The sequence below is a fragment of the Aeromicrobium sp. Root472D3 genome, from assembly GCF_001426485.1.
Taxonomy (GTDB): Bacteria; Actinomycetota; Actinomycetes; order Propionibacteriales; family Nocardioidaceae; genus Aeromicrobium.
This window is the reverse complement of sequence record NZ_LMET01000003.1, coordinates 128,175-148,920: the sequence shown is the minus strand read 5'-3', so window position 1 is coordinate 148,920 and position 20,746 is coordinate 128,175. Positions and strand designations below refer to the sequence as shown.

21 protein-coding genes are annotated in these 20,746 nt (G+C 71.9%); 6 read left to right on the top strand and 15 right to left on the bottom strand.

Going from position 1 to position 20,746, the window contains the following annotated elements:
* Nucleotides 1-18: 18 nt before the first annotated feature.
* Nucleotides 19-339 (bottom strand): hypothetical protein, encoded by a 321-nt coding sequence (locus tag ASD10_RS17780; protein ID WP_157432729.1) that lies wholly within the window; start codon nt 337-339, stop codon nt 19-21.
* 42 nt (nt 340-381) lie between these two features.
* Between ASD10_RS17780 and serC the strand changes: the two genes are divergently transcribed.
* Nucleotides 382-1,488: a phosphoserine transaminase gene (gene serC / locus ASD10_RS17775; RefSeq protein WP_056612242.1), complete on the top strand. Its 1,107-nt coding sequence runs from the start codon at nt 382-384 to the stop codon at nt 1,486-1,488.
* Nucleotides 1,489-1,551: 63 nt separating this feature from the next.
* Here the strand turns inward: serC and ASD10_RS17770 are convergent, their stop codons facing one another.
* From ASD10_RS17770 to ASD10_RS17760, 3 genes are all read right to left on the bottom strand, one after another.
* On the bottom strand, nt 1,552-2,076 hold the full coding sequence (locus ASD10_RS17770; protein ID WP_056612239.1) for a gamma carbonic anhydrase family protein: 525 nt from the start codon (nt 2,074-2,076) through the stop codon (nt 1,552-1,554).
* 67 nt (nt 2,077-2,143) lie between these two features.
* Entirely contained in the window at nt 2,144-3,583 is a 1,440-nt protein-coding gene (locus ASD10_RS17765; protein WP_056612236.1) for an NCS2 family permease, read from the bottom strand.
* A 92-nt stretch (nt 3,584-3,675) separates the two neighbouring features.
* Nucleotides 3,676-4,692 (bottom strand): hypothetical protein, encoded by a 1,017-nt coding sequence (locus ASD10_RS17760; protein ID WP_056612234.1) that lies wholly within the window; start codon nt 4,690-4,692, stop codon nt 3,676-3,678.
* Between the two features lie 59 nt (nt 4,693-4,751).
* Between ASD10_RS17760 and ASD10_RS17755 the strand changes: the two genes are divergently transcribed.
* On the top strand, nt 4,752-5,159 hold the full coding sequence (locus tag ASD10_RS17755; RefSeq protein WP_235502120.1) for a DUF2530 domain-containing protein: 408 nt from the start codon (nt 4,752-4,754) through the stop codon (nt 5,157-5,159).
* Nucleotides 5,160-5,178: 19 nt separating this feature from the next.
* Here the strand turns inward: ASD10_RS17755 and ASD10_RS17750 are convergent, their stop codons facing one another.
* Both ASD10_RS17750 and ASD10_RS17745 read right to left on the bottom strand, forming a co-directional pair.
* Entirely contained in the window at nt 5,179-6,774 is a 1,596-nt protein-coding gene (locus ASD10_RS17750) for an MDR family MFS transporter (RefSeq protein ID WP_056612230.1), read from the bottom strand.
* 98 nt (nt 6,775-6,872) lie between these two features.
* Nucleotides 6,873-7,619: a DUF3027 domain-containing protein gene (locus tag ASD10_RS17745; RefSeq protein ID WP_056612228.1), complete on the bottom strand. Its 747-nt coding sequence runs from the start codon at nt 7,617-7,619 to the stop codon at nt 6,873-6,875.
* 82 nt (nt 7,620-7,701) lie between these two features.
* Between ASD10_RS17745 and ASD10_RS17740 the strand changes: the two genes are divergently transcribed.
* Nucleotides 7,702-9,216: an MFS transporter gene (locus tag ASD10_RS17740; protein ID WP_235502119.1), complete on the top strand. Its 1,515-nt coding sequence runs from the start codon at nt 7,702-7,704 to the stop codon at nt 9,214-9,216.
* Between the two features lie 20 nt (nt 9,217-9,236).
* Here the strand turns inward: ASD10_RS17740 and ASD10_RS17735 are convergent, their stop codons facing one another.
* The 4 genes from ASD10_RS17735 to ASD10_RS17720 form a co-directional block, all read right to left on the bottom strand.
* Nucleotides 9,237-9,632: a cold-shock protein gene (locus tag ASD10_RS17735; protein WP_056612224.1), complete on the bottom strand. Its 396-nt coding sequence runs from the start codon at nt 9,630-9,632 to the stop codon at nt 9,237-9,239.
* A 75-nt stretch (nt 9,633-9,707) separates the two neighbouring features.
* Entirely contained in the window at nt 9,708-10,805 is a 1,098-nt protein-coding gene (locus ASD10_RS17730) for a YihY/virulence factor BrkB family protein (protein WP_082556399.1), read from the bottom strand.
* Nucleotides 10,802-11,197, bottom strand: coding sequence for a type II toxin-antitoxin system PemK/MazF family toxin (locus ASD10_RS17725; RefSeq protein WP_082556398.1), 396 nt, complete (start codon nt 11,195-11,197; stop codon nt 10,802-10,804). Before ASD10_RS17725 ends, ASD10_RS17730 begins: the two co-directional genes overlap by 4 nt.
* Before the next feature lie 36 nt (nt 11,198-11,233).
* The gene (locus ASD10_RS17720; RefSeq protein ID WP_082556397.1) at nt 11,234-11,764 is read right to left on the bottom strand and encodes an RNA polymerase sigma factor; all 531 of its coding nucleotides are present in this window, start codon (nt 11,762-11,764) and stop codon (nt 11,234-11,236) included.
* A gap of 120 nt (nt 11,765-11,884) precedes the next feature.
* Here ASD10_RS17720 and ASD10_RS17715 point away from each other — a divergent pair, with 120 nt between their 5' ends.
* Complete coding sequence (locus ASD10_RS17715; RefSeq protein WP_162248875.1) at nt 11,885-12,475, top strand: Wzz/FepE/Etk N-terminal domain-containing protein; 591 nt, start codon at nt 11,885-11,887, stop codon at nt 12,473-12,475.
* On the opposite strand, the gene ASD10_RS17710 is transcribed toward ASD10_RS17715, so the two are convergent.
* Nucleotides 12,444-14,039 carry an AMP-binding protein gene (locus ASD10_RS17710; protein WP_056612214.1) on the bottom strand — a complete coding sequence of 532 codons (1,596 nt, stop codon included), beginning with the start codon at nt 14,037-14,039 and terminating at the stop codon, nt 12,444-12,446. The genes ASD10_RS17715 and ASD10_RS17710 overlap by 32 nt on opposite strands.
* Before the next feature lie 181 nt (nt 14,040-14,220).
* On the opposite strand from ASD10_RS17710, the gene ASD10_RS17705 reads away from it, so the two are divergent.
* The gene (locus ASD10_RS17705) at nt 14,221-14,745 is read left to right on the top strand and encodes a calcium-binding protein (RefSeq protein ID WP_056612211.1); all 525 of its coding nucleotides are present in this window, start codon (nt 14,221-14,223) and stop codon (nt 14,743-14,745) included.
* A 10-nt stretch (nt 14,746-14,755) separates the two neighbouring features.
* Here the strand turns inward: ASD10_RS17705 and ASD10_RS17700 are convergent, their stop codons facing one another.
* From ASD10_RS17700 to ASD10_RS17685, 4 genes are all read right to left on the bottom strand, one after another.
* On the bottom strand, nt 14,756-16,180 hold the full coding sequence (locus ASD10_RS17700) for an exopolysaccharide biosynthesis polyprenyl glycosylphosphotransferase (RefSeq protein ID WP_056612208.1): 1,425 nt from the start codon (nt 16,178-16,180) through the stop codon (nt 14,756-14,758).
* The gene (locus tag ASD10_RS17695; RefSeq protein WP_157432727.1) at nt 16,180-17,121 is read right to left on the bottom strand and encodes a glycosyltransferase family 2 protein; all 942 of its coding nucleotides are present in this window, start codon (nt 17,119-17,121) and stop codon (nt 16,180-16,182) included. The genes ASD10_RS17700 and ASD10_RS17695 overlap by 1 nt, the downstream gene beginning before the upstream one ends.
* Nucleotides 17,122-17,123: 2 nt before the next feature.
* Complete coding sequence (locus ASD10_RS17690) at nt 17,124-17,567, bottom strand: adenylyltransferase/cytidyltransferase family protein (RefSeq protein ID WP_235502118.1); 444 nt, start codon at nt 17,565-17,567, stop codon at nt 17,124-17,126.
* A gap of 102 nt (nt 17,568-17,669) precedes the next feature.
* Nucleotides 17,670-18,929: a sigma-70 family RNA polymerase sigma factor gene (locus ASD10_RS17685; protein ID WP_056612202.1), complete on the bottom strand. Its 1,260-nt coding sequence runs from the start codon at nt 18,927-18,929 to the stop codon at nt 17,670-17,672.
* A gap of 472 nt (nt 18,930-19,401) precedes the next feature.
* Between ASD10_RS17685 and ASD10_RS17680 the strand changes: the two genes are divergently transcribed.
* A complete protein-coding gene (locus tag ASD10_RS17680) occupies nt 19,402-20,694 on the top strand; it encodes a Wzz/FepE/Etk N-terminal domain-containing protein (protein ID WP_082556393.1) in 1,293 nt (430 codons plus the stop codon).
* The last annotated feature ends 52 nt before the right edge of the window (nt 20,695-20,746 follow it).

Below are 20,746 nucleotides of genomic sequence, written 5' to 3'. Positions count from 1 at the left end.
ACGAATGTGACGGATGCGTTACGCGTCGGGGGCGAGCTCGACGAGGAAGCCCGCCATGTCGAGCACCTGCACGTGCTCGGCCGGTGTCGCCGTGATCTCGCTCGCCGAGGTGCGGCGACGCCCCGTCAGCATGACGATGCGGACGATCGTGCCGGCGGCCTCGCCGTCGCCGTCGTCGTCGACGGCGCTCGCGACCTCGACGTCGTCCGCCAGGCCGTCGGGCAGCTGCGGCAGGAGCTCGTCGAAGTCGGTCGTCAGGACGGGCCACACGACGTCGTCCCCGACGGCGAACCCGCCCTCGACGACGATGTCCTCGGCCCCGTCCACCCATGTCCACACGCCCTCAACCGTACGGTGTGAGCGTCCTGAGAGACTGGGGGCGTGAAGATCCCCGCCGAGCTCCTGCCCCGCGACGGACGTTTCGGGTCCGGTCCGTCCAAGATCCGCGTCGAGGCGCTCGACGCCCTCGCGGCGACGGGCACGTCGCTGATGGGCACGTCGCACCGACAGGCGCCGGTCAGGGACCTGGTCGGCAGCCTGCGCGAGGGGCTCGGCGAGCTGTTCTCGCTGCCCGACGGCTACGAGGTCGTGCTCGGCGTCGGTGGCTCGCACGCCTTCTTCGACGCCGCGACGTTCGGCCTGGTCGAGCGCCGCTCGCAGCACCTCGTGCACGGCGAGTTCTCCCGCAAGTTCGCGACGGCGGTGCAGAAGGCGCCGTTCGTCGACGAGCCCGAGATCCTCGAGACCGATCCGTCGACGCACCCGCTCCCCCACGCGACCCGCGGCGTCGATGTCTACGCCTGGGCGCACAACGAGACGTCGACCGGCGTCATGACACCCGTCGCGCGGCCCCATGACATCGACGACGGCGCGCTGGTGCTGGTGGACGCGACGTCCGGTGCGGGCGGCCTGCCCGTCGACGTCAGCGAGACCGACGTCTACTACTTCGCGCCCCAGAAGGGCTTCGCGTCCGACGGCGGCATCTGGATCGCCCTGATGTCACCGGCCGCGATCGACCGCGCCGAGCGCATCAAGGCCGGCGGTCGTCACGTCCCCGGCTTCCTCGACCTGCCGGCGGCGATCGACAACTCGCGCAAGAACCAGACCTACAACACGCCGGCGCTCGCGACGCTGTTCCTGATGGACCAGCAGCTGCAGTGGCTGCTGGCGCAGGGCGGTCTCGACTGGGCCGTCGGCCGCACCGCCGACTCGTCGCGACGCCTGTACGAGTGGGCCGAGGCGTCGGCGTACGCGTCGCCGTTCGTCACGGCGCCCGCCGAGCGGTCGCTGGTCGTCGGCACGATCGACCTCGCGGGCGTCGACCAGGGCGCCGTCACGGCGGCGCTGCGCGAGAACGGCGTCGTCGACGTCGACAGCTATCGCGGGCTGGGCCGCAACCAGCTGCGGGTCGCGACGTTCCCGGCGATCGACCCCGACGACGTCACGCAGCTGACCCGCTCGATCGACTGGGTCGTCGATCACCTCTGACCCCCCGCTGACGAGGGGGTCACCGCCCCTCGAGGAGGGGGTCACCGCCCCTCGAGGAGAGGGTCACCGCCCCTCGAGGACCGTCCCGCCGCGGTGCAGCTCGCGGTGCCCCTCGTAGATCTCGGCATTGGTGTGCAGCTTCGCGATCTCGGCATCGGTCAGCTCGCGGCGCACCGTGGCCGGGACGCCGGCGACGAGCGAGCGGGGCGGCACGACCATGCCCTCGGTGACGAGCGCACCGGCGGCCACGAGCACCTCGTCGCCGATGACGGCCCCGTTCATGACGGTCGCGCTCATGCCGATCAGCACGTGGTCGCCGACCGTGGCACCGTGCACGACGGCCCCGTGCCCCACCGAGACGCCCTCGCCGAGGGTCACGGGCTTGCCCTGGTCGACGTGGAAGACGCAGTTGTCCTGGACGTTGCTGCGGCGGCCGATCGTGATCGGCTCGTTGTCGGCGCGCAGGACGGCGCCGTACCAGATGCTGGCGCCCTCCTCGACCACGACCGAGCCGGCGAGCGTCGCGGTGGGCGCCACCCACGCTCCGTCAGCGACGTGGGGGACCTTGTCTCCGAGTGCGATGCGCATGCCTCACGGTATCCACGTCCCGGCCAAGGGGCCGCAAGCCCCTCCCCGGCGGGCCGCAACCCCCTCGTCAGCCGAGCCAGCGGGAGATGGGGTCGATCGCGAAGTAGATCACGAACAGCACGCCGATGACCCACAGCAGCGGGTGCACCGCCGCGACCTTGCCCTTGACGACCTTGATGACGACGTAGGCGATGAAGCCCGCGCCGATGCCCGCGGTGATCGAGTACGTGAACGGCATGAGCGCGATCGTCAGGAACGCCGGGATCGCGACCTCTACGTCGTCCCAGTCGATGTTCTTGACCTGGCTCATCATCAGGAAGCCGACGAGCACGAGCGCCGGCACCGCCGCCTCGCTGGGGATGTGCTCGACCAGCGGCGCGAAGAACGTCGACAGCAGGAACAGCAGGCCGGTGACGACCGACGCCAGGCCCGTGCGCGCGCCGTCGCCGACGCCGGAGGCCGACTCGATGTACGACGTGTTGGACGAGACGCCCGCGGCTCCGCCGGCCATCGCCGCGATGGAGTCGACGACGAGGATGCGCTGGGCGCCCTCGGGCGAGCCGTCGGCGTCGTTCAGGTCGGCCTCGGCGCCGATCGCCGTCATCGTGCCCATCGTGTCGAAGAAGTCGGCCAGCAGGAGGGTGAAGACCAGCAGCGCGGCCGTCACGAAGCCCACGCGCTCGAACGAGCCGAACAGCGAGAACTCGCCCAGCAGCGAGAAGTCGGGCTTCTGCACGAGGCTGTCGGGCCACGACGGGACGTTGAGGTTCCAGCCCGTGGACGTCGGGTCGCCGCCGCTGGCGGGGGTGTCGGTCAGGGCCTGCACGACGCCGGCCAGCACCGTCGTGGCCACGATGCCGATCAGGATCGCGCCGGGGACGCCGCGCGCGTGCAGGGCGATCATGACCAGCAGGCCGATGCAGAAGACCAGCACGGGCCAGCCCGACAGGCTCCCGCCGATGCCCAGGCCGATCGGCGGCGCGGCGTTGCCGGTCGTGCGCACGAAGCCCGCGTCGACGAAGCCGATGATCGTGATGAACAGGCCGATGCCCACGGCGATCGCGGTCTTGAGCTGGCGGGGGACGGCGTCGAACACGGCCTTGCGGAATCCGGTCAGCACCAGCAGCAGGATGATGATGCCCTCGAGCACCACGAGGCCCATCGCGTCGGCCCACGTCATCTGGCTCGCGACCGAGAAGGCCACGAAGGCGTTGAGCCCCAGGCCCGTCGCCAGCGCGAGCGGGAAGTTCGCGACGACGCCCATCAGGATCGTCAGCAGACCCGCGACGAGAGCCGTGCAGACCGCGATCGTCGCGAAGCCCGAGCCGGGCTCCGACCCGCCGCCCAGGAAGTTGCCGTCCGCGTCGGCGACGCCCGCGAGGATGACGGGGTTCAGCACGATGATGTAGGCCATCGTCAGGAAGGTCACGACGCCGCCGCGCACCTCGCGGCCGATCGTCGACCCGCGCTGCGAGATCTTGAAGTACTGCTCCAGCGTGGTGGTCATGGGGCTCCCGTCACGGCCGGCCCGCTCGCCGTGAGACGGGTCCGAGGAGGCAGCATGCCAGATGCGTGTCTCCGCGGCGCAACCGTGTCGTGTCAGCGCCGTTTCGTGGTCATGGCACCGCTGATCGCCGCGAGCAGCGCGACGACGACGAAGCCCCAGAACCACGTGGCACCGGCGAAGCCGCCGCCGTCGGGCGGCACCGCGGTGCCGGTGCGTCCCGAGGTCGCCTCGGTCGGTGTGGCGCTCGGTCCGTCGCTCGCGTCGCCGCCGGCGGGCGGCGTGAACGGCACGCGGATCAGCGGCGACGCCGTGCCCTCGCTGCCGATCAGGTACGACCGTCCGCCCGCCTCCATCGCGAGCGTCTCGCCCTGGTCGACGGGCGGCAGCTCGGACGACGCCTCGATCTGCCACGTCACGGGGTCGAGGACGTACGCCTCGGAGTAGTCGCGGGCCACGACGTGGCGTCCGTCGGGCGTGAACGCGGCGTCGGTCACCAGACCGGGCACGTCGCCGGCCAGGGTCTCGGGCTGGTTGGGTCGGTCCTGGGCGAGGTCGTCGGGCAGCCGGAAGACCGTGCCGCCGAACAGCCCCTTGCTGATCAGGTACTTCGCGCCGGACGTCGGGTCGATCGCGAGCGCCTCGACGTCGATGGACCCGCCGGGGTACGTGACGGGGTACCGCTCGGCCGTGACCGACGTCGTGCCGTCCGCGATCTCGGGGAGGGAGTACAGCGCCGCGTCGGTGCGCTCACCGCGGTTGTCGCCGGTGTCGGCGATCCAGAGCGTGCCGTCGGGGTCGATCGAGAGGGCCTCGGTGTCGACGAGGTCGGCGTCGATCGTCGCGGCACCCAGCGTGCGGCCCGTCGAGATCGAGACGGCGTAGACGACGGGGGCGCCGCCGGAGTCGTTGATCGTGTAGGCGCGGTCGGGGTCGTCGGGGCTGACCACGAGGCCGCTGGACTCGTTGATGCGCCCGTCGGACAGCGTGCTCACGGTCTGCGGCCCCGCCTCGGCCGCGTCGGACCGGTTCGCCACCGAGCTGATGAGCACGACGACGAGCAGGGCGAGGAGCAGACCGGGGATCAGCAGCCGGCGATGACGCGGATTCATTGCAGATCAGCATGACAGGAGGCGACGACGCTCACGATCCGGGCGGGTACGGTGGTCACGTGAGCGATCAGGACGACTGGGTCATCCAGCAGGGCGACGGGCCCGAGACGATCGAGCGCAAGATGGGTCATCGCGAGATCGCCCGCCTCGAGCGCGCCGCGCGGCGGCACGAGTTCGGCCGCCCCGACGTCACCGAGCTCGAGATCGGCCGCACGACGCACCGCGTCGCCGAGGTCGAGCCGATGGACGTCGACGGCGTCCGCACCATGACGGTCGGCACGATCGTGTGGGGCGTCACGGCGATCGCGCTCCTGCCGTTCCTCGGCACCCTCGACGCCGAGGGCCGCACGTGGTGGCTGTGGACGGCGGTCGCCGGCTTCGGCCTGGGCCTGATCGGCATCGAGTACTGCCGCCGCCGCCGCAACGCCCTGCGCATGCAGCCCGGCCGCCGCCGCAAGGTCGACTGACGCCGGCCTGCGCCCAGGGTCAGGCCTGGACGTCGTCGGATGCCTTCCTGACCGTGGTGCGCAGGGGCACCTCCTTGATCAGCAGCGCCGCGACGAGGCTCAGCACCGCGACGACGGCCGCGACACCGAAGATCGTCCCGGTCGCGTCGCCGTAGGCCGCGCGCACGATCTCGGCGACCTGCGGGGGCAGGCTCTTGACGTCGAGCAGCGAGCCGCTGCCACCCGCGGTGTCGACGCCCAGCGCCGACAGCTTGGACGTGACGTCGTCCTTGACCTGCGCGGCCAGGATCGCACCGAGCACCGAGACGCCCACCGCGCCGCCGAGCGAGCGGAAGAAGGCGACCGTCGCGCTCGACGCGCCGACCTGCGAGACGTCGACGGTGTTCTGCACCGCGAGCACGTAGTTCTGCAGCAGCATGCCCATGCCGACGCCGACGAAGGCGATGAAGACCATCGCGTGCCACTCGGGCGTCGTGTGGCTGATCGTCGAGAGCAGTCCCATGCCGACGATCAGCGAGACCGACCCGATGACCAGGAAGCGCTTCCAGCGGCCGAAGCGGGTGATGAGCTGCCCCGACACGAGCGTGCCGACGAGCGAGCCGACCATGAGCGGGATCGTCAGCAGTCCGGCCTGGGTCGGGGTGCGGCCACCGGCGACCTGGAAGTACTGGCCGATGAACACCGAGCCGCCGAACATCGCGATGCCGACGGCGACGCTGCCGATGATCGCCAGGGCCGTGGTGCGCTCGCGGACGACCGCGATCGGCAGCAGCGGCTCGGGGTGGCGCAGCTCGACCCGCACGACCAGCAGCGCCGCGACGACGGTGCCGCCCAGGAACGCCGCGGTCTGCCACGACAGCCACGCGAACGAGTCGCCCGCGAACGTGACCCACAGCAGCGGCAGGCTCGCGGCGATCGCGATCAGCACGGCACCCGCGTAGTCGAAGTCGACCTTGCGGCGGATCGTCGCGATGTGCAGGTACTTCTGCAGCACGATCAGGCTGATGACGGCCAGCGGGACGCAGACGAAGAACGTCCAGCGCCACCCCAGGCCCGGGGTGTCGACGATGAGCCCGCCGAGCAGCGGTCCGCTGACGGTCGCGACGGCCATCGTGGCGCCCATGTAGCCGCTGTAACGGCCGCGCTGGCGGGGCGGGATGATCGAGCCGATGATCGACTGCGCGTTGGCGGTCAGGCCGCCCATCGCGATGCCCTGCACGACGCGCATCGAGATGAGCTCGGGCAGGTTGCGCGACAGCCCCGCGAGCATCGACCCGATCACGAAGATCACGATCGAGATCTGCACCAGGGTCTTCTTGTTCATGAGGTCGGAGAGCTTGCCCCAGATCGGCGTCGACACCGTCATCGCGAGCAGCGACGCCGTCACGACCCACGTGTACTGGGTCTGCGAGCCGTCGAGGTCGGCGATGATCGTCGGCAGTGCGTTCGACACGATCGTGCTGCTCAGGATCGCGGTGAACAGGGCCGCGAGCAGGCCGAACAGCACCTCCATGATCTCGCGGTGGCTCGGCTCGTCGGCGTCCGTGCGGGCGACGGGAGGAGCGGGGACGACGGAGGGCGATGCGTCGACGGACGTCCGGTTACCTAGTTGCATGCTGCAACCATACGTCGATTGCATGCATCGCGCAACAAAACACCGCCCCCCGTGAGCCGTCTCACGAAGGGCGGTGGGTCACACCGTGCGGGACGCGGTCAGAGACCGTCGACCTGGTCGCGCGTCAAGGTGTCGAAGACCGGGTCGGGCAGCTTCTGCGCACCGGCCGACCGGCTCAGACGGGCACCGGAGTGGGCGCCGCAGCCGTGGTCGAACGACACGACCCGGCCGTCGTCGTTGGCCTTGCCGTTGGCGCAGACGCCGAACCGCTCGGACAGGGGCCCGGCCAGGCTGACCATGAAGCCGCACGAGTGGCACACGCCGGACGCCTGCTGGGCGATCGGTGCGTCAGGACCCTGCTCGCCCTCCTGCCAGCGCTCGGCGGCCAGCTCGCGGCCCTCGATCGAGAGCACCCACTCGCGGCCCAGGCCGACCTCGCGGGCGAAGAAGCGGTCGTCGGTCTGCTCGTCGCCGTCGCCCGCCGACCACGACGGGACGAGGCGGATGTCGTCCTCGTCGGGAGGCAGCACGTCGCCGGGGCTCAGGTCGCCCGGGCGGATGCGATCGCGGTAGGGCGTCCACGCCGGGGCCGTGATGGCCTCGTCGCCGGGCAGCAGCACGACGTCGTTGACCGTGACGTGGTCGCTGTCGGGCGCCCGCGAGACGCTGACCGACCAGTACCAGCCGCGATATCCGGGCTTGAGGCACGTGAAGCGGTGCGAGACCAGCAGCTCGGCATCGGCCTCGACACCCGCGTGGTCACCGACCGCGGAGGCGTCGGCCGACTCGCCGAGCGCCGCGCGGGCGACGTCGACGGCTGCTGCGAGCTGGTCATCGAGGGGCATTGACCCATTGTCGCCCACGATGCCGCGCGCGTCGTGGCAGGGTGCACCGCGCGACGCCCTGGGGTGCGGCAGGATGAGGAGCATGGAGGAGCGCGACTGGCCGTACGACCACGCCACCGATCCCGCGTTCGGCGGCGACCGGACGCCGCCGACCCCTCCGCCGTCGCGCTGGAGCCGCGCGGCCCGGGCCACGCGCACGGCGTCGCGCGGCACCGCGCGGGTCGTCGCCAAGGGCGGCACCACGGCCTTCAGCAGCGCCCGCCGGTTCACGCACTCCGGGGGCGCGGGCGAGAGCGGCTTCTCGCGGCTGCTCGAGCTGCACGCCTTCAACACCGCGGGCGACGCGGCCGTCGCGATCTCGCTCGCGGGAACCCTGTTCTTCACGGTCCCGACCGGTGAGGCGACCGGCCAGGTCGCCCTGTTCCTGGCCGTCACGATGCTGCCGTTCGCGATCGTCGCGCCGCTGATCGGCCCGTTCCTCGACCGCTTCCGTCGCGGACGACGCTGGGCCATCGGCGCGACGCTGGCGCTGCGCGCCTTCTGCTGCTGGGTGCTGGCCGGGGCCGTCGCAGACTCGACGCCGCCGCCGGCGTTCTACGTCGCGGCCCTGGGCTGCCTCGTGGCGTCCAAGGCGTACGGCGTCACGAGGGCGTCGGCCGTCCCCCGCCTGCTCCCCGACACGTTCACGCTCGTGAAGGGCAACTCGCGCATCTCGCTGACCGGCACCGCCGCCGCCGCGATCTCCGCCCCCCTGGCCGGCGGTGCCGCCCTGCTCGGCGCCGAGTGGGCCCTGCGGTACGCGGCCCTGCTGTTCGCGGTCGGCACGGTCCTGGCGATCCTGCTGCCCGCCAAGGTCGACTCGAGCGAGGGCGAGGAGCCCGTCGACCTCGTCAACCCCAGCGAGACCACGGTCCGCAAGGGGCTGACGATCACGCGCTCGGTCGTCAACGGGCTGCGCAGCAACGCGGGCCTGCGGCTGCTGTCGGGCTTCCTGACGATCTTCATGGCGTTCACGCTGCGTGAGCCACCCGCCTCGATGGGCTGGGACCACAACGCGACGATCCTGCTGGGCCTGGTCGTCGGCGGCGCCGGGGCCGGCAACACGATCGGGACGCTGATCGGCTCGGCGGCGAGCACGCGGCGGCCCGAGCAGGTCGTGATCTTCGTGCTGGTGCTCGACGTGGGGGTGCTCGCCACGGTCGGCGTGTTCTTCACGTGGTGGACCGCCGTGATCCTGGGCCTGACGGTCGGCATCTGCCAGTCGCTGGGCAAGCTCAGCCTCGACGCGATGATCCAGCGCGACGTGCCCGAGCGCGTCCGCACCAGCATGTTCGCGCGGTCCGAGACGCTGCTGCAGCTCGGCTGGGTCATCGGCGGCCTGCTCGGGATCGGCCTGTTCAGCCTCGACGCCTCGCCGCAGGTCGGTCTGCTCGTGATCGGGGCGCTGCTGATCGGCTGGCTCGCGCTGGTCGTGACGCAGGCCCGCAGGCCCGACCGCGTCCCGGCGCCGTCGGCCCCCTCGACCCCCGTGCCGCCCGACCTCGACCTGCCGACGTTCGTGGAACGTCCTCGGCCGGACGACACCCAGCCGCTCTAGCCGCGCTCAGCGGCCGGGGGTCAGAGCTCGAGCTCGGTGGCGACGGCGCGCAGCACCTGCGCGACGGGCTTGGCCTTCTTGGCGTCGGGGTGGCGGCCGTGACGGTAGCCCTCGCCGACCGTGTCGAGCATGCGGATGAGGTCCTCGACGATGACGGCCATCGCCTCGGGGTCCTTGCGACGGGCCTGCGACTGCGAGCGGGACACCGACGTGACGGGATCGAGCAGGCGCACCTGCAGGGCCTGGTCGCCGCGGTTGCCCTGGACGATGCCGAACTCGACGCGGGCACCGGCCTTGAGCGCCGTGACGCCCTCGGGCAGCGCGTCGGCGCGCACGAAGACGTCCTCGCCCTCGTCGCGGCTGAGGAAGCCGAAGCCCTTGGCCGTGTCGTACCACTTCACTTTGCCCGTGGGCATGGCGCCACCTTCACGTAATCCATCGCGACGACAGGCGTCGTCGTCCTCAGCGTAGTGGTCCGGGGAGGTCGGACGTCAGGGCGTCGGGCGGGTGTCGTCCCGTGCCGGGGGCGGCGGCTCGACGTGCTCGAGGTGCGAGCTGTCGACGAACGTCACCTCGACCGACTGGAAGCCCTTGTGCCGCTGCGACTTGGCGTACGCCGAGTAGGCCCGCTGGTCGGCCTCGGTCAGGACCACGTTGTCGGTGAACGGGGTCAGCAGCGCCCGCGGGTACAGGTGGCGGCGCAGCACGACGTTCACCTCGAGCCCCAGCACGACCATGATCGACGCGACGTAGATGAACGCCAGCAGTCCGAGGACCAGCGCGAACGTCTGGTTGACCTGGTTGGCCTTGCCGATGACCTCGCGGACATACGTGTTGCCGACGTACTGCAGGCCCTGCCACAGCAGCCCCGTCACGAAGGCTCCCGGCAGCACCGAGCGGATGCCGGCCCGGCCGAGGCTGACGAGCCGGAACACCGCCGTGAAGATGCCGACGATCAGCAGGAATCCCACGATCCGCGAGACCCACCCGATGACGGGCTGGAGCTCGCTGCTGATCGCGTCGGGATTGGCCAGGATCGAGCTCGCGACGGCGATCGTCAGGATGCCGATGCCGCTGATCGACAGGAACACGATGCTCCTGAACCGCAGCAGGAACGGGTTGGCGCGGCTGTTGCGGGGCACCGACCACGCGATGTTGGCGGCGTTCTGCAGGGCCTGGCCGAGCCCCATCGCGCCGTAGAGGGCCGTGACGGCACCCACGACGATCGCGGTGGTCGAGCCCTGCAGGCCGTTGGGGGTGCCGAGCTCGGTGCCGATGATCGGGAACTGGCTCAGCGCGGAGTCGAGCAGCGTGTCGCGCAGCCCGTCGTCGCCCTGCAGCAGGAAGCCCAGGATCGACGTGCTGAGCAGCAGCAGCGGGAAGATCGCGACGAAGGCGTAGTACGTGATGATCGCCGACAGGTACGCGCCCTGGTCGTCGAAGTACTTGTAGAACACCGCGAGCGGCATGCCGACGACGCGGTGACGGCGCTGGAAGGCGTCGATGCGGGGGATCGACGGGGCGTCGCCGCCGTCGTCGTGGTCGTCGTGGTCGTCGCCGGCGGCGGGCTCGGTGCGGGTGTCGGTCATGCGACCTCCGTCCCGCGCGGCAGGTGCGGACGGGCGGCCTCGACGACGGCGTCGAAGCGCGGCTCGTCGAGGACCGCGCCCTCGCGGCGGACCTCGGCGGCGCGGACGGTCAGCAGGCGGTCGACCCGCACCTCGCTCGGACGTCCGGCCGGGTCCCACGGGCCGCTGCCGACGTCGTGCCAGAAGCGTCCGTCGCGTGCTTCCTGCTGCTGGTCGCGGTCGTGGTCCTTCGACGTCATGGGCAGGGCCACCAGGTCGTCGCCGTCACGGGCGATCAGCAGGACGGGGCGGTCCTTGCCCTGCCGGGGATCGTCCTCGTACGGCACCCACGTCCAGACGACCTCGCCGGGATCCGGCTCACCGTCGGGGTGGGGGTCGTAGGCGATGCGCACGGGCGCAAGCCTGCCACAGCCCCTGCGGCCCGCCCGTCAGGCGGCACGGGACCGCTCGAGATATGCCGTGCGGAGTGCGGCCCGGGCCCGGTAGCCGAGCGCCGAGACCGCGTTGGGCGAGAGCCCCAGCTCGGCGGCGAGCTCGCGGGGACGTCGGCCCTCGACCTCGAGCTGCCACAGCGTGCGGCGCCACCGGGGCGGCAGCGATGCGTAGGCCTCGAGCAGGCGGTCGTCGGAGCCGGACGGCCCGGGGTCCGCCGGCCACCGCTCGAGGTCCGCGAACGGCACGCACCGGCGCCTCAGCACGGCGCGCCGTCGAGCCTCGTGCCGGACGCCGGTCAGCAGGTACGCACGGAAGCTGGCCGTCGGCCCGCGGCCCGCGCGCATCTGGCTCAGCACGCCGGCGAACACCTCGGCCACGACGTCGTCGACGTCGGCGGGCGGCCCGAGGCGGCGGGCGACCCGCCGCGCGACCCCCACGTGCCGGGCGAACAGCGCACCGAACGCCTCGTGGTCTCCGTGGCGCGCCGCGCGCACCAGCTCGTCATCATCGGGTTCCGGGTCCATGCCCCTGTTATGTCCCAGATCGGCCGAGGCGCACCACCGTCCCCGGCGCCCCCTGTGGACGACGGCCGGCCTGTGGACGACGGACGACCCGATCCGCCCCGACGTCGCGAGACTGTCGACGTGGAGACCCTGACCCTCACGGAGCTGGCCGCCCGCCTGGCGCGGCGGTGGCGCATGCTGCTCACCGGCACCCTCGTGGGGCTGCTGGTCGGCGTCGCGGTCCACCTGGCGCTGCCCACGCGCTACCAGGCGACCGCGGTCGTCCTCGTCGACGCCGGTGACCCGTCGCGGGTCGACATGGCCGCCGAGGCCGCCGTCGCCTCGTCGCGACGCGTCAGCACCGAGGCCCTCGACGCCCTGGGCGAGCCCGGGCTGACGGTCCGGGCGCTCGAGCGGTCGACCGACGCGACGACGGTCGAGCAGTCGCGGCTGCTGCGCGTCAGCTGCGCCGCCGCCGACCCCCGGTCGGCCGTGCGTGGCGCCGACGCCGTCGCGCAGGCCTATCTCGCGGTGAGGGCGCTCGAGCAGCCGGACGCCCCGGGCTCCCCCGGTCGCGTCGACGGGCAGGTCGTCGACCCCGCCCGCACCCCGCTGTCGCCGTCGGGGCCCGGCGCGGTGCCGACGGCCCTCGCGGCGACCGTGCTGGGCCTGCTGCTGGCGGCGACCGTCGCCGCCGCGCCTACTCGAACCCGGGGAGGTCGCGCTTCATGACCTTGCCCGTGGGATTGCGCGGCAGCTCGTCGAGGAACATCAGACGGCTCGGCACCGCGAAGCGCGCCACGTGGCTGCGGGCGTACTGCGTGACGTCGTCCTCCGACAGCGAGGCGCCCGGCTTCAGCACGACGTAGGCCGCCAGCGACTGCCCGAACCGGTCGTCGGACACTCCCGTCACGACGACGTCGGAGATGTCGGGGTGGTCGATCAGGGCGTCCTCGAGCTCGCGCGGGAAGACGTTCTCACCGCCCGAGACGATCATGTCGTCGTCGCGACCCGACACGAACAGGCGTCCGTCCTCGTCGAAGTAGCCGATGTCGCCCGAGTGCATCAGGCCGTCGGCGAACGACTTGGTGTTGCCGTCGGTGTAGCCGCCGAACGGCATGTCGTTGCCGACGTGGACCACGCCCGTCTCGCCCTGCGGCACCTCGTGGCCGTCGGGGTCGAGGATCTTGACCGTCGTGCGGAACGGGGGCGTGCCGGCGGTGCCGGGTGCCTCGCGCAGGTCGGTCGGGTTGGCGATCGTGACCCATCCGGTCTCGGTCGCGCCGTAGAAGTTGTAGACCGAGTCGGTGAACAGGTCCATGTAGTGGTTGGCGAGCTCGCCCGCGAGGGCCGATCCGCTGCTCGCGGTGATGCGCAGCGACGAGACGTCGGCCTTCTCGACGACCGCGGGATCGACGTCGACCATGCGCTGCATCATGAGCGGGACGACCACCAGCACCTCGGCCCGGTACGTCTCGATGTCCTGCAGCACCTGCTCGGGCGTGAACCTGCGGCGCAGGACGTACGTCGGCGCCGTCGACAGCCCGAAGGCGAAGTTGATCAGGCCCCACGAGTGGAACAGCGGTGCCGCGATCACGACGGTCGAGTTGCCCCGGTACGGGATCGCGCCGAAGAAGGCGATGAGCGGCTTGAGGTCCTTGGGCTCCTCGCGACGCGCCCCCTTGGGCAGTCCCGTCGTGCCGGACGTGAAGATGATGATCTGCCCGTGCCGCTCGGGCTTCGGGTGGTCGGTCGTCGGCTGGTCGCGCGACAGGCTCGCGACGGTCGGCAGGTCGTCGGGTGCGTCGTCGTCGGCCCAGCCCAGCACGAGCAGCGACCGGTCGACGTCCTGGGCGACGTCGAGGAACTCCTGGTCGACGACGACCAGGCTCGCGTCCTCGCGCTTGGCCAGCTCACCGAGCTGCGACCGGCTGGCCATCGTGTTGAGCAGGAGCACGCGACCGCCCGCCTGCATGATCGCCACGATCGAGACGATCATGTAGCGGTGGTTGCGCGACAGCACCGCGATGGAGTCGCCCGGCCGGACGCCGCGGTCCTTGAGCGCCTGCGTCATCTGGTTGACCTGCGCGGCGAGGTCGGACCACGTGATCTCGCCGACGTCGTCGATGATCGCGGTCTGCCGCGGGAACCGCTTCGCGGCGGCGTTGACGCCCGACGGGAGCCCGGGCCCCCACTTCGCGAGCTGGAGGCCGGCCCCCAGGAGACGATGGGGGGCGACCGGCTTGAGCAGGCCGATCTGCCGAAAGACCTTCAGGCTGTAGGTCAGGTCGTTCATGGGACTCCCGTTCGATCAGGTGGCTCGACGGTAGCGGTGCCGAGACGTCGCCTCGAGGGTAACAACGAGTTACAGCCCGGGCCCGCCCGCATGAGAAGGCTCTCATCGACGGCTCACCCGGTCCTCATGCGTCGGGGGTGCCATGGGGTCATCACATCGACCTCACGACTGGAGACACGCCATGCGCACCCGCACCCGTTCCACCGCCGCCCTGACCCTCGCCGGCCTCGGCCTCGGCACGATCGCCGTCATGGGGCTCGCGTCCCCCGCCCAGGCAGCCGCCGCCGAGTGCCGCGGCGTCGCGGCGACGATCGTCGGCACGACGGGCGACGACGAGATCGAGGGCACGTCCGGTCGTGACGTCATCGTCGCGCTGGCCGGGGACGACGAGATCGACGGCAACGGGGGCGACGACCTGATCTGCGCCGGCTCGGGCGACGACGAGGTCGACGGCGGACGTGGCGCCGACCGCATCGACGCCGGCGCGGGCCACGACGACGTCGACGGCGAGTCGGGCCGCGACCGCATCTGGGGACGCGGCGGCAACGACGACCTCGCCGGCGGCTCCGGCGCCGACCGCATCCGCGGCGGCAGCGGGCGCGACGTCATCGAGGGCGAGCGCGGCACCGACCGCCTGTCGGGCGGCCCGGGCCGCGACCGGGTGTACCAGGGCAGCGAGCCCGACCGCGACAACGACGACGACTGATCCGCCGCGGCTAGTGCGCACCGTCGCGGGACAGGACGGCCCGGACGGTGCGCGCCAGGATCGCGAGGTCGAGGCGCAGGTTCCAGTTGTTGACGTACTGCAGGTCCATGCGGATCGAGTCCTCCCACGACAGCGCCGACCGTCCGCTGACCTGCCACAGCCCCGTCAGGCCCGGCCGGACGTGCAGGCGCCGCCAGACCCACTCGCTGTACTGCGACGTCTCGGCGGGCAGCGCCGGACGCGGGCCGACCAGCGACATGTCGCCCTTGACGACGTTGAACAGCTGCGGCAGCTCGTCGATCGACAGGCGCCGCAGGACGCGGCCGAGCGGGGTGATGCGCGGGTCGTTGCGCAGCTTGAACAGCGGCCCGGCCCCCTCGTTCTGGCGGCGCAGGTCGACCAGGCGGGCCTCGGCGTCGACGACCATCGTGCGGAACTTGTACATCACGAACGGACGGCCGTCGCGGCCCGACCGCTCCTGGCGGAAGATCGCCGGCCCGCGAGAGCCGAGGCGGATCATGACCGCGACGACCAGCAGCACGGGCGACAGCACGACCAGCGCGACCGCCGCCGTCAGCCGGTCGACCATCGACTTGACGACCAGCGACATCAGGTGGTCGTTGGGGGCCCGCAGCGACAGGGCGATCTGGTCGCCGACGCGCCGCGGGCTGAGGTACTCGACGTGGTCGCTCATGTCGGCGACCACGAGGCACTCGACCTCGGCACGCTGGAGCGCCCACGCCAGGTGCCGCAGGGCGGGATTGGTGAACGCGCGGCCGCTCGCGATCACGACGGAGGTGGCATGGCGCTCGGCGACCGCCGACAGCACCTCGCGCACGACCTCATCGAAGCTGTGGTCGGCCACCGCCCCCGCGGGCGCCAGCTCGTGCGGCGAGCGCCACGAGCACGTCGCGACGACGTTGACGTCCTTGCGGCCCGCCCAGCGCTTCTGCAGGCGCCGCACCGACTCGACCTGACCCACCAGGATCGTCGGCGTGCGCCGCAGCACCTGACGGTGGGCGATCGCCGACACCCCCAGCACCGCGGGACCGGCCAGCACCGACACCATCGCCTGACGGGCCGTGAGGGAGTTGTCGACGCCGACGATCACGAGCCCGAACGTCGCGACGCCCAGCACCTCGACGAGACGGACCGACGGCTTGAACGAGCGGGCCCGCTCGAACGCCGGCAGCGCCGCGAAGCTGTAGAGGAGCCAGACCCCGACGAGCGCCACGACGCCCGACGTCCACTCGCGCGGCAGACCGAACCGCTCGGACGAGAGGTACCACGGCACGGCCAGGGCCGCGGCGTACCCGACGACCCCCTGACGGACGACCGCGCCGCCCACCCGGTGCAGCGAGCGGCGTCGCGGGACCGACGACTGCCGCTCGGTGCGCAGCCCCCGCAGCGGCTGGCCGATGTTCATGACGGCCATCAGATGCCCCGGCCGAAGAGGTTGGCGACGCGCGCGACGAACCGGGCCGACAGCAGGCGGTACGAGATCAGCACGCCGAGCCAGGCCCGCACGTTCAGCGGCTGGAGCCGCAGCGAGCGGCGGAGCCACGTGCGGGCCCGACGCCCGCGCCCGTCGGCCGCGAGCGCGAAGCCGATCTGCGAGCTGATGCGCGAGTACGCGTAGTCGTCCGACCGGAGCGCGGGATGCTTGTCGAGCAGGTACGCGTGCCCCTCGGCGTACGGCGCCCACTGCCCGTAGAAGTACGACTCGCCCGACCACCGCACGGCCACGAGCGGACGGTTCACGAGGCGGATCGGCGCGAGCTGCGCGGCCATGAGCAGGGCGTCGTAGTCCTCGCCGTGCGCTCCGGGGATGCGCTCGTCGATCATGCCGATGCTCTCGAGCGTCCCGCGCCGGAAGACGAAGCTGCTCGCGTGCAGCCCGGCGATGCGGTCGTGCACGAGGTCGTCGTGCGTCACGACGGCGCGCGGCACGGGCCGGTCGTGGATCGTGCGACCGTCGTCGACCTGCATCGCGCTGCCGACGAGGCCGGCTCCGGGGTGCTGCTCGAACAGCACCATCTGGGCCGAGAGCTTGTCGGGCAGCCACCGGTCGTCGTCGTCGAGGAAGGCCACGAAGTCGTGCCGGGCGGCGACGATGCCGGTGTTGCGCGCCCCGGCCAGGCCCCGTGCGCGATCGTTCGGGAGGCCTCGCAGGGTGCGGTTCGCGGGCAGGTCGAGGTCGGGCAGGTCGACGTCGCACGCGTCGAAGACCACGATGATCTCGATGGCACCGGGGTACGACTGCTCGACGATGCTCTGCACCGCCTCGCGCATGCGCGCGGGCCGGTGGTGCGTCGGCACGACCGCCGTCACGGCGGGCGGCAGCCCGGTGACCGTCGGCCGTCGCTCCTCGGACATGATCACTCCCCGGCTCCGTCCTCGGCCAGGAAGCTGCGCAGCATCGAGCTGGACGTGTGGCGGGTGTACGGGAAGTAGACGACGTCGACGCCGACGCTCGCCATCGCGCGCTCGAGCCGGTAGCCCTTGGGGGTGCCCTGCCAGTCGCTGCCCTTGAAGATCGCGTCGAACGGACGCTGCTGCCATGCCGCGAGCTTGTCCTCGGACCGGTCGATGATGACCTCGTCGACGATGCCGAGCGCCGAGATGATGTCGATGCGCTCGTCGCACGGGACGACCGAGGGGCGGCCCTTCAGGCGGTCGACGTACTCGTCGCTGGCGACGCCGACGACGAGGTGGTGGCAGCGGTTGCGGGCGCGCCGCAGCAGGTTGAGGTGGCCGACGTGGAACATGTCGAACACTCCGCTGGAGTAGCCGACGTCGAACCGCGGTCGCACAGTGGTCACGGGGGTCCTCGTCCTTCGCTCGGTCTCCCCCTCCAAGAGAGCGCTACGACCCGTTCGTGACGGGACCCCGCCAGATCGTCGCCGTGAGCGGCGTCTCGGCCGCTACCGCCCGGTCAGCGGCGCGAGGACGTCGGGCACGACGTCGACCGCCAGCCCGACCCGGCCGATCGAGGCCGCCAGCCGGCCGGGGCCGACGTCGACCGACGTGCCGGTCGGGACCTCGAGACGCACGGTCGGAGCCGGCGCGGGCGACGCCGGGACCGGCACGGCGGCCGGTGCCCGGACGCGGCTCGGCGACGCGGCGGCATCCGGGGCCGGGGCGGGGGCCGGGGCCGGGGCCGGGGCGGGTGACGCGGACGCGACCGGAGCGGACCGCAGGGGGGACGTCGTGGACGTCGTCGGCGCGACCGGCGCGGTCGACGAGGCCGGCCCGACGGGCACGTCGGGCGCCGCCGTCCGGACGTCGTCGGGGACGGCGACGGCCGGCGCGATCGCCCGGGGAGCCGCGGCGGGCGCCGGCGACCCCGGGACGCCGACGATCGCCACCGACGCGATCGCCGCCGCGGCGGCGGGCGGCACCAGCACCGCGACCACCGCCTTCAGCAGCACCGTCGCGTGCGCTCCCAGCGAGGCGATCGCGACGCCGACGACGCCCACGGTCGCCACGGGCACGCCGATGGTGCCGACGTCGCGATTGACCTCCTGCAGGTCGAGGTAGATCGCCATGCACGCACCGCACGACTCGAGGTGCGCGTGGACACGCTCCTGGTCGCGGGCCGACGCCGTGCGCCGCACGAAGGCCGAGAGCTTGCCGCGCAGCTCGCCGCACGCGGTGCTGTCGTCGGGCTGCTCCGCCTTGACGTGCTGCTGCAGGTACGCCTCGCGCAGACCGGCCCGGGCGCGGTACACCAGGGCCGAGACGCTGTTGGGTGACAGCTCGAGCAGCGGTCCGAGCTCGTGGGGCTTGCGACCCTCGACGTCGAGGTGCCACAGCACGGTGCGCCACCGGACGGGCAGCGACTCGTAGGCGGCCCTGATCGCGGAGCGCTCGAAGCCGTCGAGCTCGCCGTTGCCGAACGCGACCGGCGCGTCGATCTGGCGGAGGTCGTCGGTCGGGACGACCCGACGGCGGGCCTTGGCCCGGCGGGCGCACTCGTGGCGCACCGTCGTGAACAGGTAGGCGCGGAACGCGGTGTCGGGCCCCTTGCCCCGGCCCAGCAGGTCGAGCACCTGGGCGAAGGCCTCCGACACGACGTCGTCGGAGTCCTCCTTCTGGCCCAGGTGCCGAGCCAGGCGGTGGGCGGCGTAGCCGTAGCGGGAGAAGAGGGTCGCGTACGCCTCCCGGTGGCCTGAGCGTGCCATGGCGAGAAGCGCTCCGTCGTCGAGCTCGACGAGCTGAATCCCTGCCCCAGACACGTCGACGGTGTCAACGTCCTGCATGAAAGTCCCCTGGATCGTGGTGCTCCGCGCCCTCTGTAGAGGGTCTGGATCGTGTGTCACCGTGGTTGACGGCGATGACAGCATGGCACGCAAGAACTAGAGGCACCAGAGATAGAAGGTCCCGTTTTTCACTGCAATCCGAGAGAAGAATAAATCATTGGCCATGCTGGGGCAGCTCGGCGCATGGTCACGAAGGACTAGATGCGGTGCGATCGCACCGTCTCGGCTTGATTTTTCTCGTCGGTCCCGACGAGCGCGGCGGCCGGGACGTGCAACTGTGATTTACGCCTCTGGGAGAAAAACCGCCCCACGACCGTCATACCGGACCACGGCCCCGCTCATCCCTGGTACAGGTCCTCACACCGGGGCCTTGTGAGATCCAAGGACGCCTCAGATGGTCACTTCTCCTCAGCCCGTGCAGCTCACCGACCTGGCAGGGTCGCTCAAGCGGCACTGGCCGGTCGTCGCCGTCGCGGCTGTCGTCGGACTGATCCTCGGCGTCCTCGTCTCGTTCGCGCTCCCGTCGCGCTACGAGGCCACCGCCTCGGTGTCGGTCAACCCCATGAACGCCGATCCGCTGGGCGCGTCGGCCGACGCGGCCCGCTCGGTCAGCATGCCGACCGAGGTCAGCACCGCGACCTCCGCGAAGGTCGCCGCGGCGGCCGCCAAGACCCTCGCCGACGACTACTCGCTGTCGGCCAAGGACGTCCGCGAGGCGACGCACGTCGAGTCGCCGGAGGACTCGCTGATCCTCGACATCCGCTTCTCCGGTGGCTCGCCCGAGGAGGCGGCCGACGGCGCCGAGGCCGTCGCCGACGCCTATCTCGCCGAGCGCCAGGCCGACGCCCAGGCCGAGATCACCCGCCTGACGTCCGCGACGCAGCAGCAGATCGCCGACGTCCAGGCGACCTCGGTGGCGCCAGAGTTCGGCGGTGCCATCGCGCAGCGCACGCTCCAGCTGCAGGCCGACGCGCTCGGCACGCGGCTCGCGACGCTGGGCAGCATCGACACGACGCCGGGACAGGTCGTCGGCAGCCCCGAGGTGCCGCGCCAGCCCTCGACACCGGGCGCGCTGCCCCTGGGGCTCGCGGGCCTGTTCCTCGGCCTGCTCGCCGGCATCCCGCTCGCGCTGACCAAGAAGGAGGAGAACTCCGAGATCGGCGGCGTCGACGGACTGCAGGCGATCGGCGACCAGATCGTGCTCGACGGCACGAAGGACACCAACCGTGCCGACACGTGGGACATCGCGGCGTTCATGCTCAAGATCCCCACCGACATCGGCATCGAGGACCCCTTCCTGATCATGGTCGACGCCGAGGATCAGCACGGCCGCTCGATCACGCCCGGGCAGGAGCTCGTCGACGCGCTCTCGCGCCGTGGCCGCTCGGCCCGGTTCGTCGACGCGGGCGCGATCAACGAGGGCAAGATCAGCCGCGGCTGGCCCACCGACAAGAAGCGCGTCTCGTGGGCCGGCGAGATCATCATCATCGACACGACCCACCTGACGTCGGACGCCAACAAGGTCGCGCTCGCGACCCGCTCCGACTCGGTGCTGCTGGCCCGCTCGACGACCGACGACTCGGCGGCCCTGCGCCGGCTCGCGGGCCTGCTGCGGTCGAAGAACGTCGACATCGCGCTCACCGCGCTGTTCCCGCCCCGTCCCGAGCTGATGACGATCAATCGCTGACCCGGGCGGCCCACAGGGCCTGACCGCACGGACGAGCCGGGCCCCACGGGCC

What these genes read in the sequence shown, in the direction of transcription:
- ASD10_RS17770 (WP_056612239.1), bottom strand. Translation starts at nt 2,076, where the DNA reads ATGCGCATCGCACTCGGAGACAAGGTCCCCCACGTCGCTGACGGAGCG.
- ASD10_RS17765 (WP_056612236.1), bottom strand. Translation starts at nt 3,583, where the DNA reads ATGACCACCACGCTGGAGCAGTACTTCAAGATCTCGCAGCGCGGGTCG.
- ASD10_RS17760 (WP_056612234.1), bottom strand. Translation starts at nt 4,692, where the DNA reads ATGAATCCGCGTCATCGCCGGCTGCTGATCCCCGGTCTGCTCCTCGCC.
- ASD10_RS17750 (WP_056612230.1), bottom strand. Translation starts at nt 6,774, where the DNA reads ATGCAACTAGGTAACCGGACGTCCGTCGACGCATCGCCCTCCGTCGTC.
- ASD10_RS17745 (WP_056612228.1), bottom strand. Translation starts at nt 7,619, where the DNA reads ATGCCCCTCGATGACCAGCTCGCAGCAGCCGTCGACGTCGCCCGCGCG.
- ASD10_RS17740 (WP_235502119.1), top strand. Translation starts at nt 7,702, where the DNA reads ATGGAGGAGCGCGACTGGCCGTACGACCACGCCACCGATCCCGCGTTC.
- ASD10_RS17735 (WP_056612224.1), bottom strand. Translation starts at nt 9,632, where the DNA reads ATGCCCACGGGCAAAGTGAAGTGGTACGACACGGCCAAGGGCTTCGGC.
- ASD10_RS17730 (WP_082556399.1), bottom strand. Translation starts at nt 10,805, where the DNA reads ATGACCGACACCCGCACCGAGCCCGCCGCCGGCGACGACCACGACGAC.
- ASD10_RS17720 (WP_082556397.1), bottom strand. Translation starts at nt 11,764, where the DNA reads ATGGACCCGGAACCCGATGATGACGAGCTGGTGCGCGCGGCGCGCCAC.
- ASD10_RS17710 (WP_056612214.1), bottom strand. Translation starts at nt 14,039, where the DNA reads ATGAACGACCTGACCTACAGCCTGAAGGTCTTTCGGCAGATCGGCCTG.
- ASD10_RS17705 (WP_056612211.1), top strand. Translation starts at nt 14,221, where the DNA reads ATGCGCACCCGCACCCGTTCCACCGCCGCCCTGACCCTCGCCGGCCTC.
- ASD10_RS17700 (WP_056612208.1), bottom strand. Translation starts at nt 16,180, where the DNA reads ATGGCCGTCATGAACATCGGCCAGCCGCTGCGGGGGCTGCGCACCGAG.
- ASD10_RS17695 (WP_157432727.1), bottom strand. Translation starts at nt 17,121, where the DNA reads ATGTCCGAGGAGCGACGGCCGACGGTCACCGGGCTGCCGCCCGCCGTG.
- ASD10_RS17685 (WP_056612202.1), bottom strand. Translation starts at nt 18,929, where the DNA reads ATGGCACGCTCAGGCCACCGGGAGGCGTACGCGACCCTCTTCTCCCGC.
- ASD10_RS17680 (WP_082556393.1), top strand. Translation starts at nt 19,402, where the DNA reads ATGGTCACTTCTCCTCAGCCCGTGCAGCTCACCGACCTGGCAGGGTCG.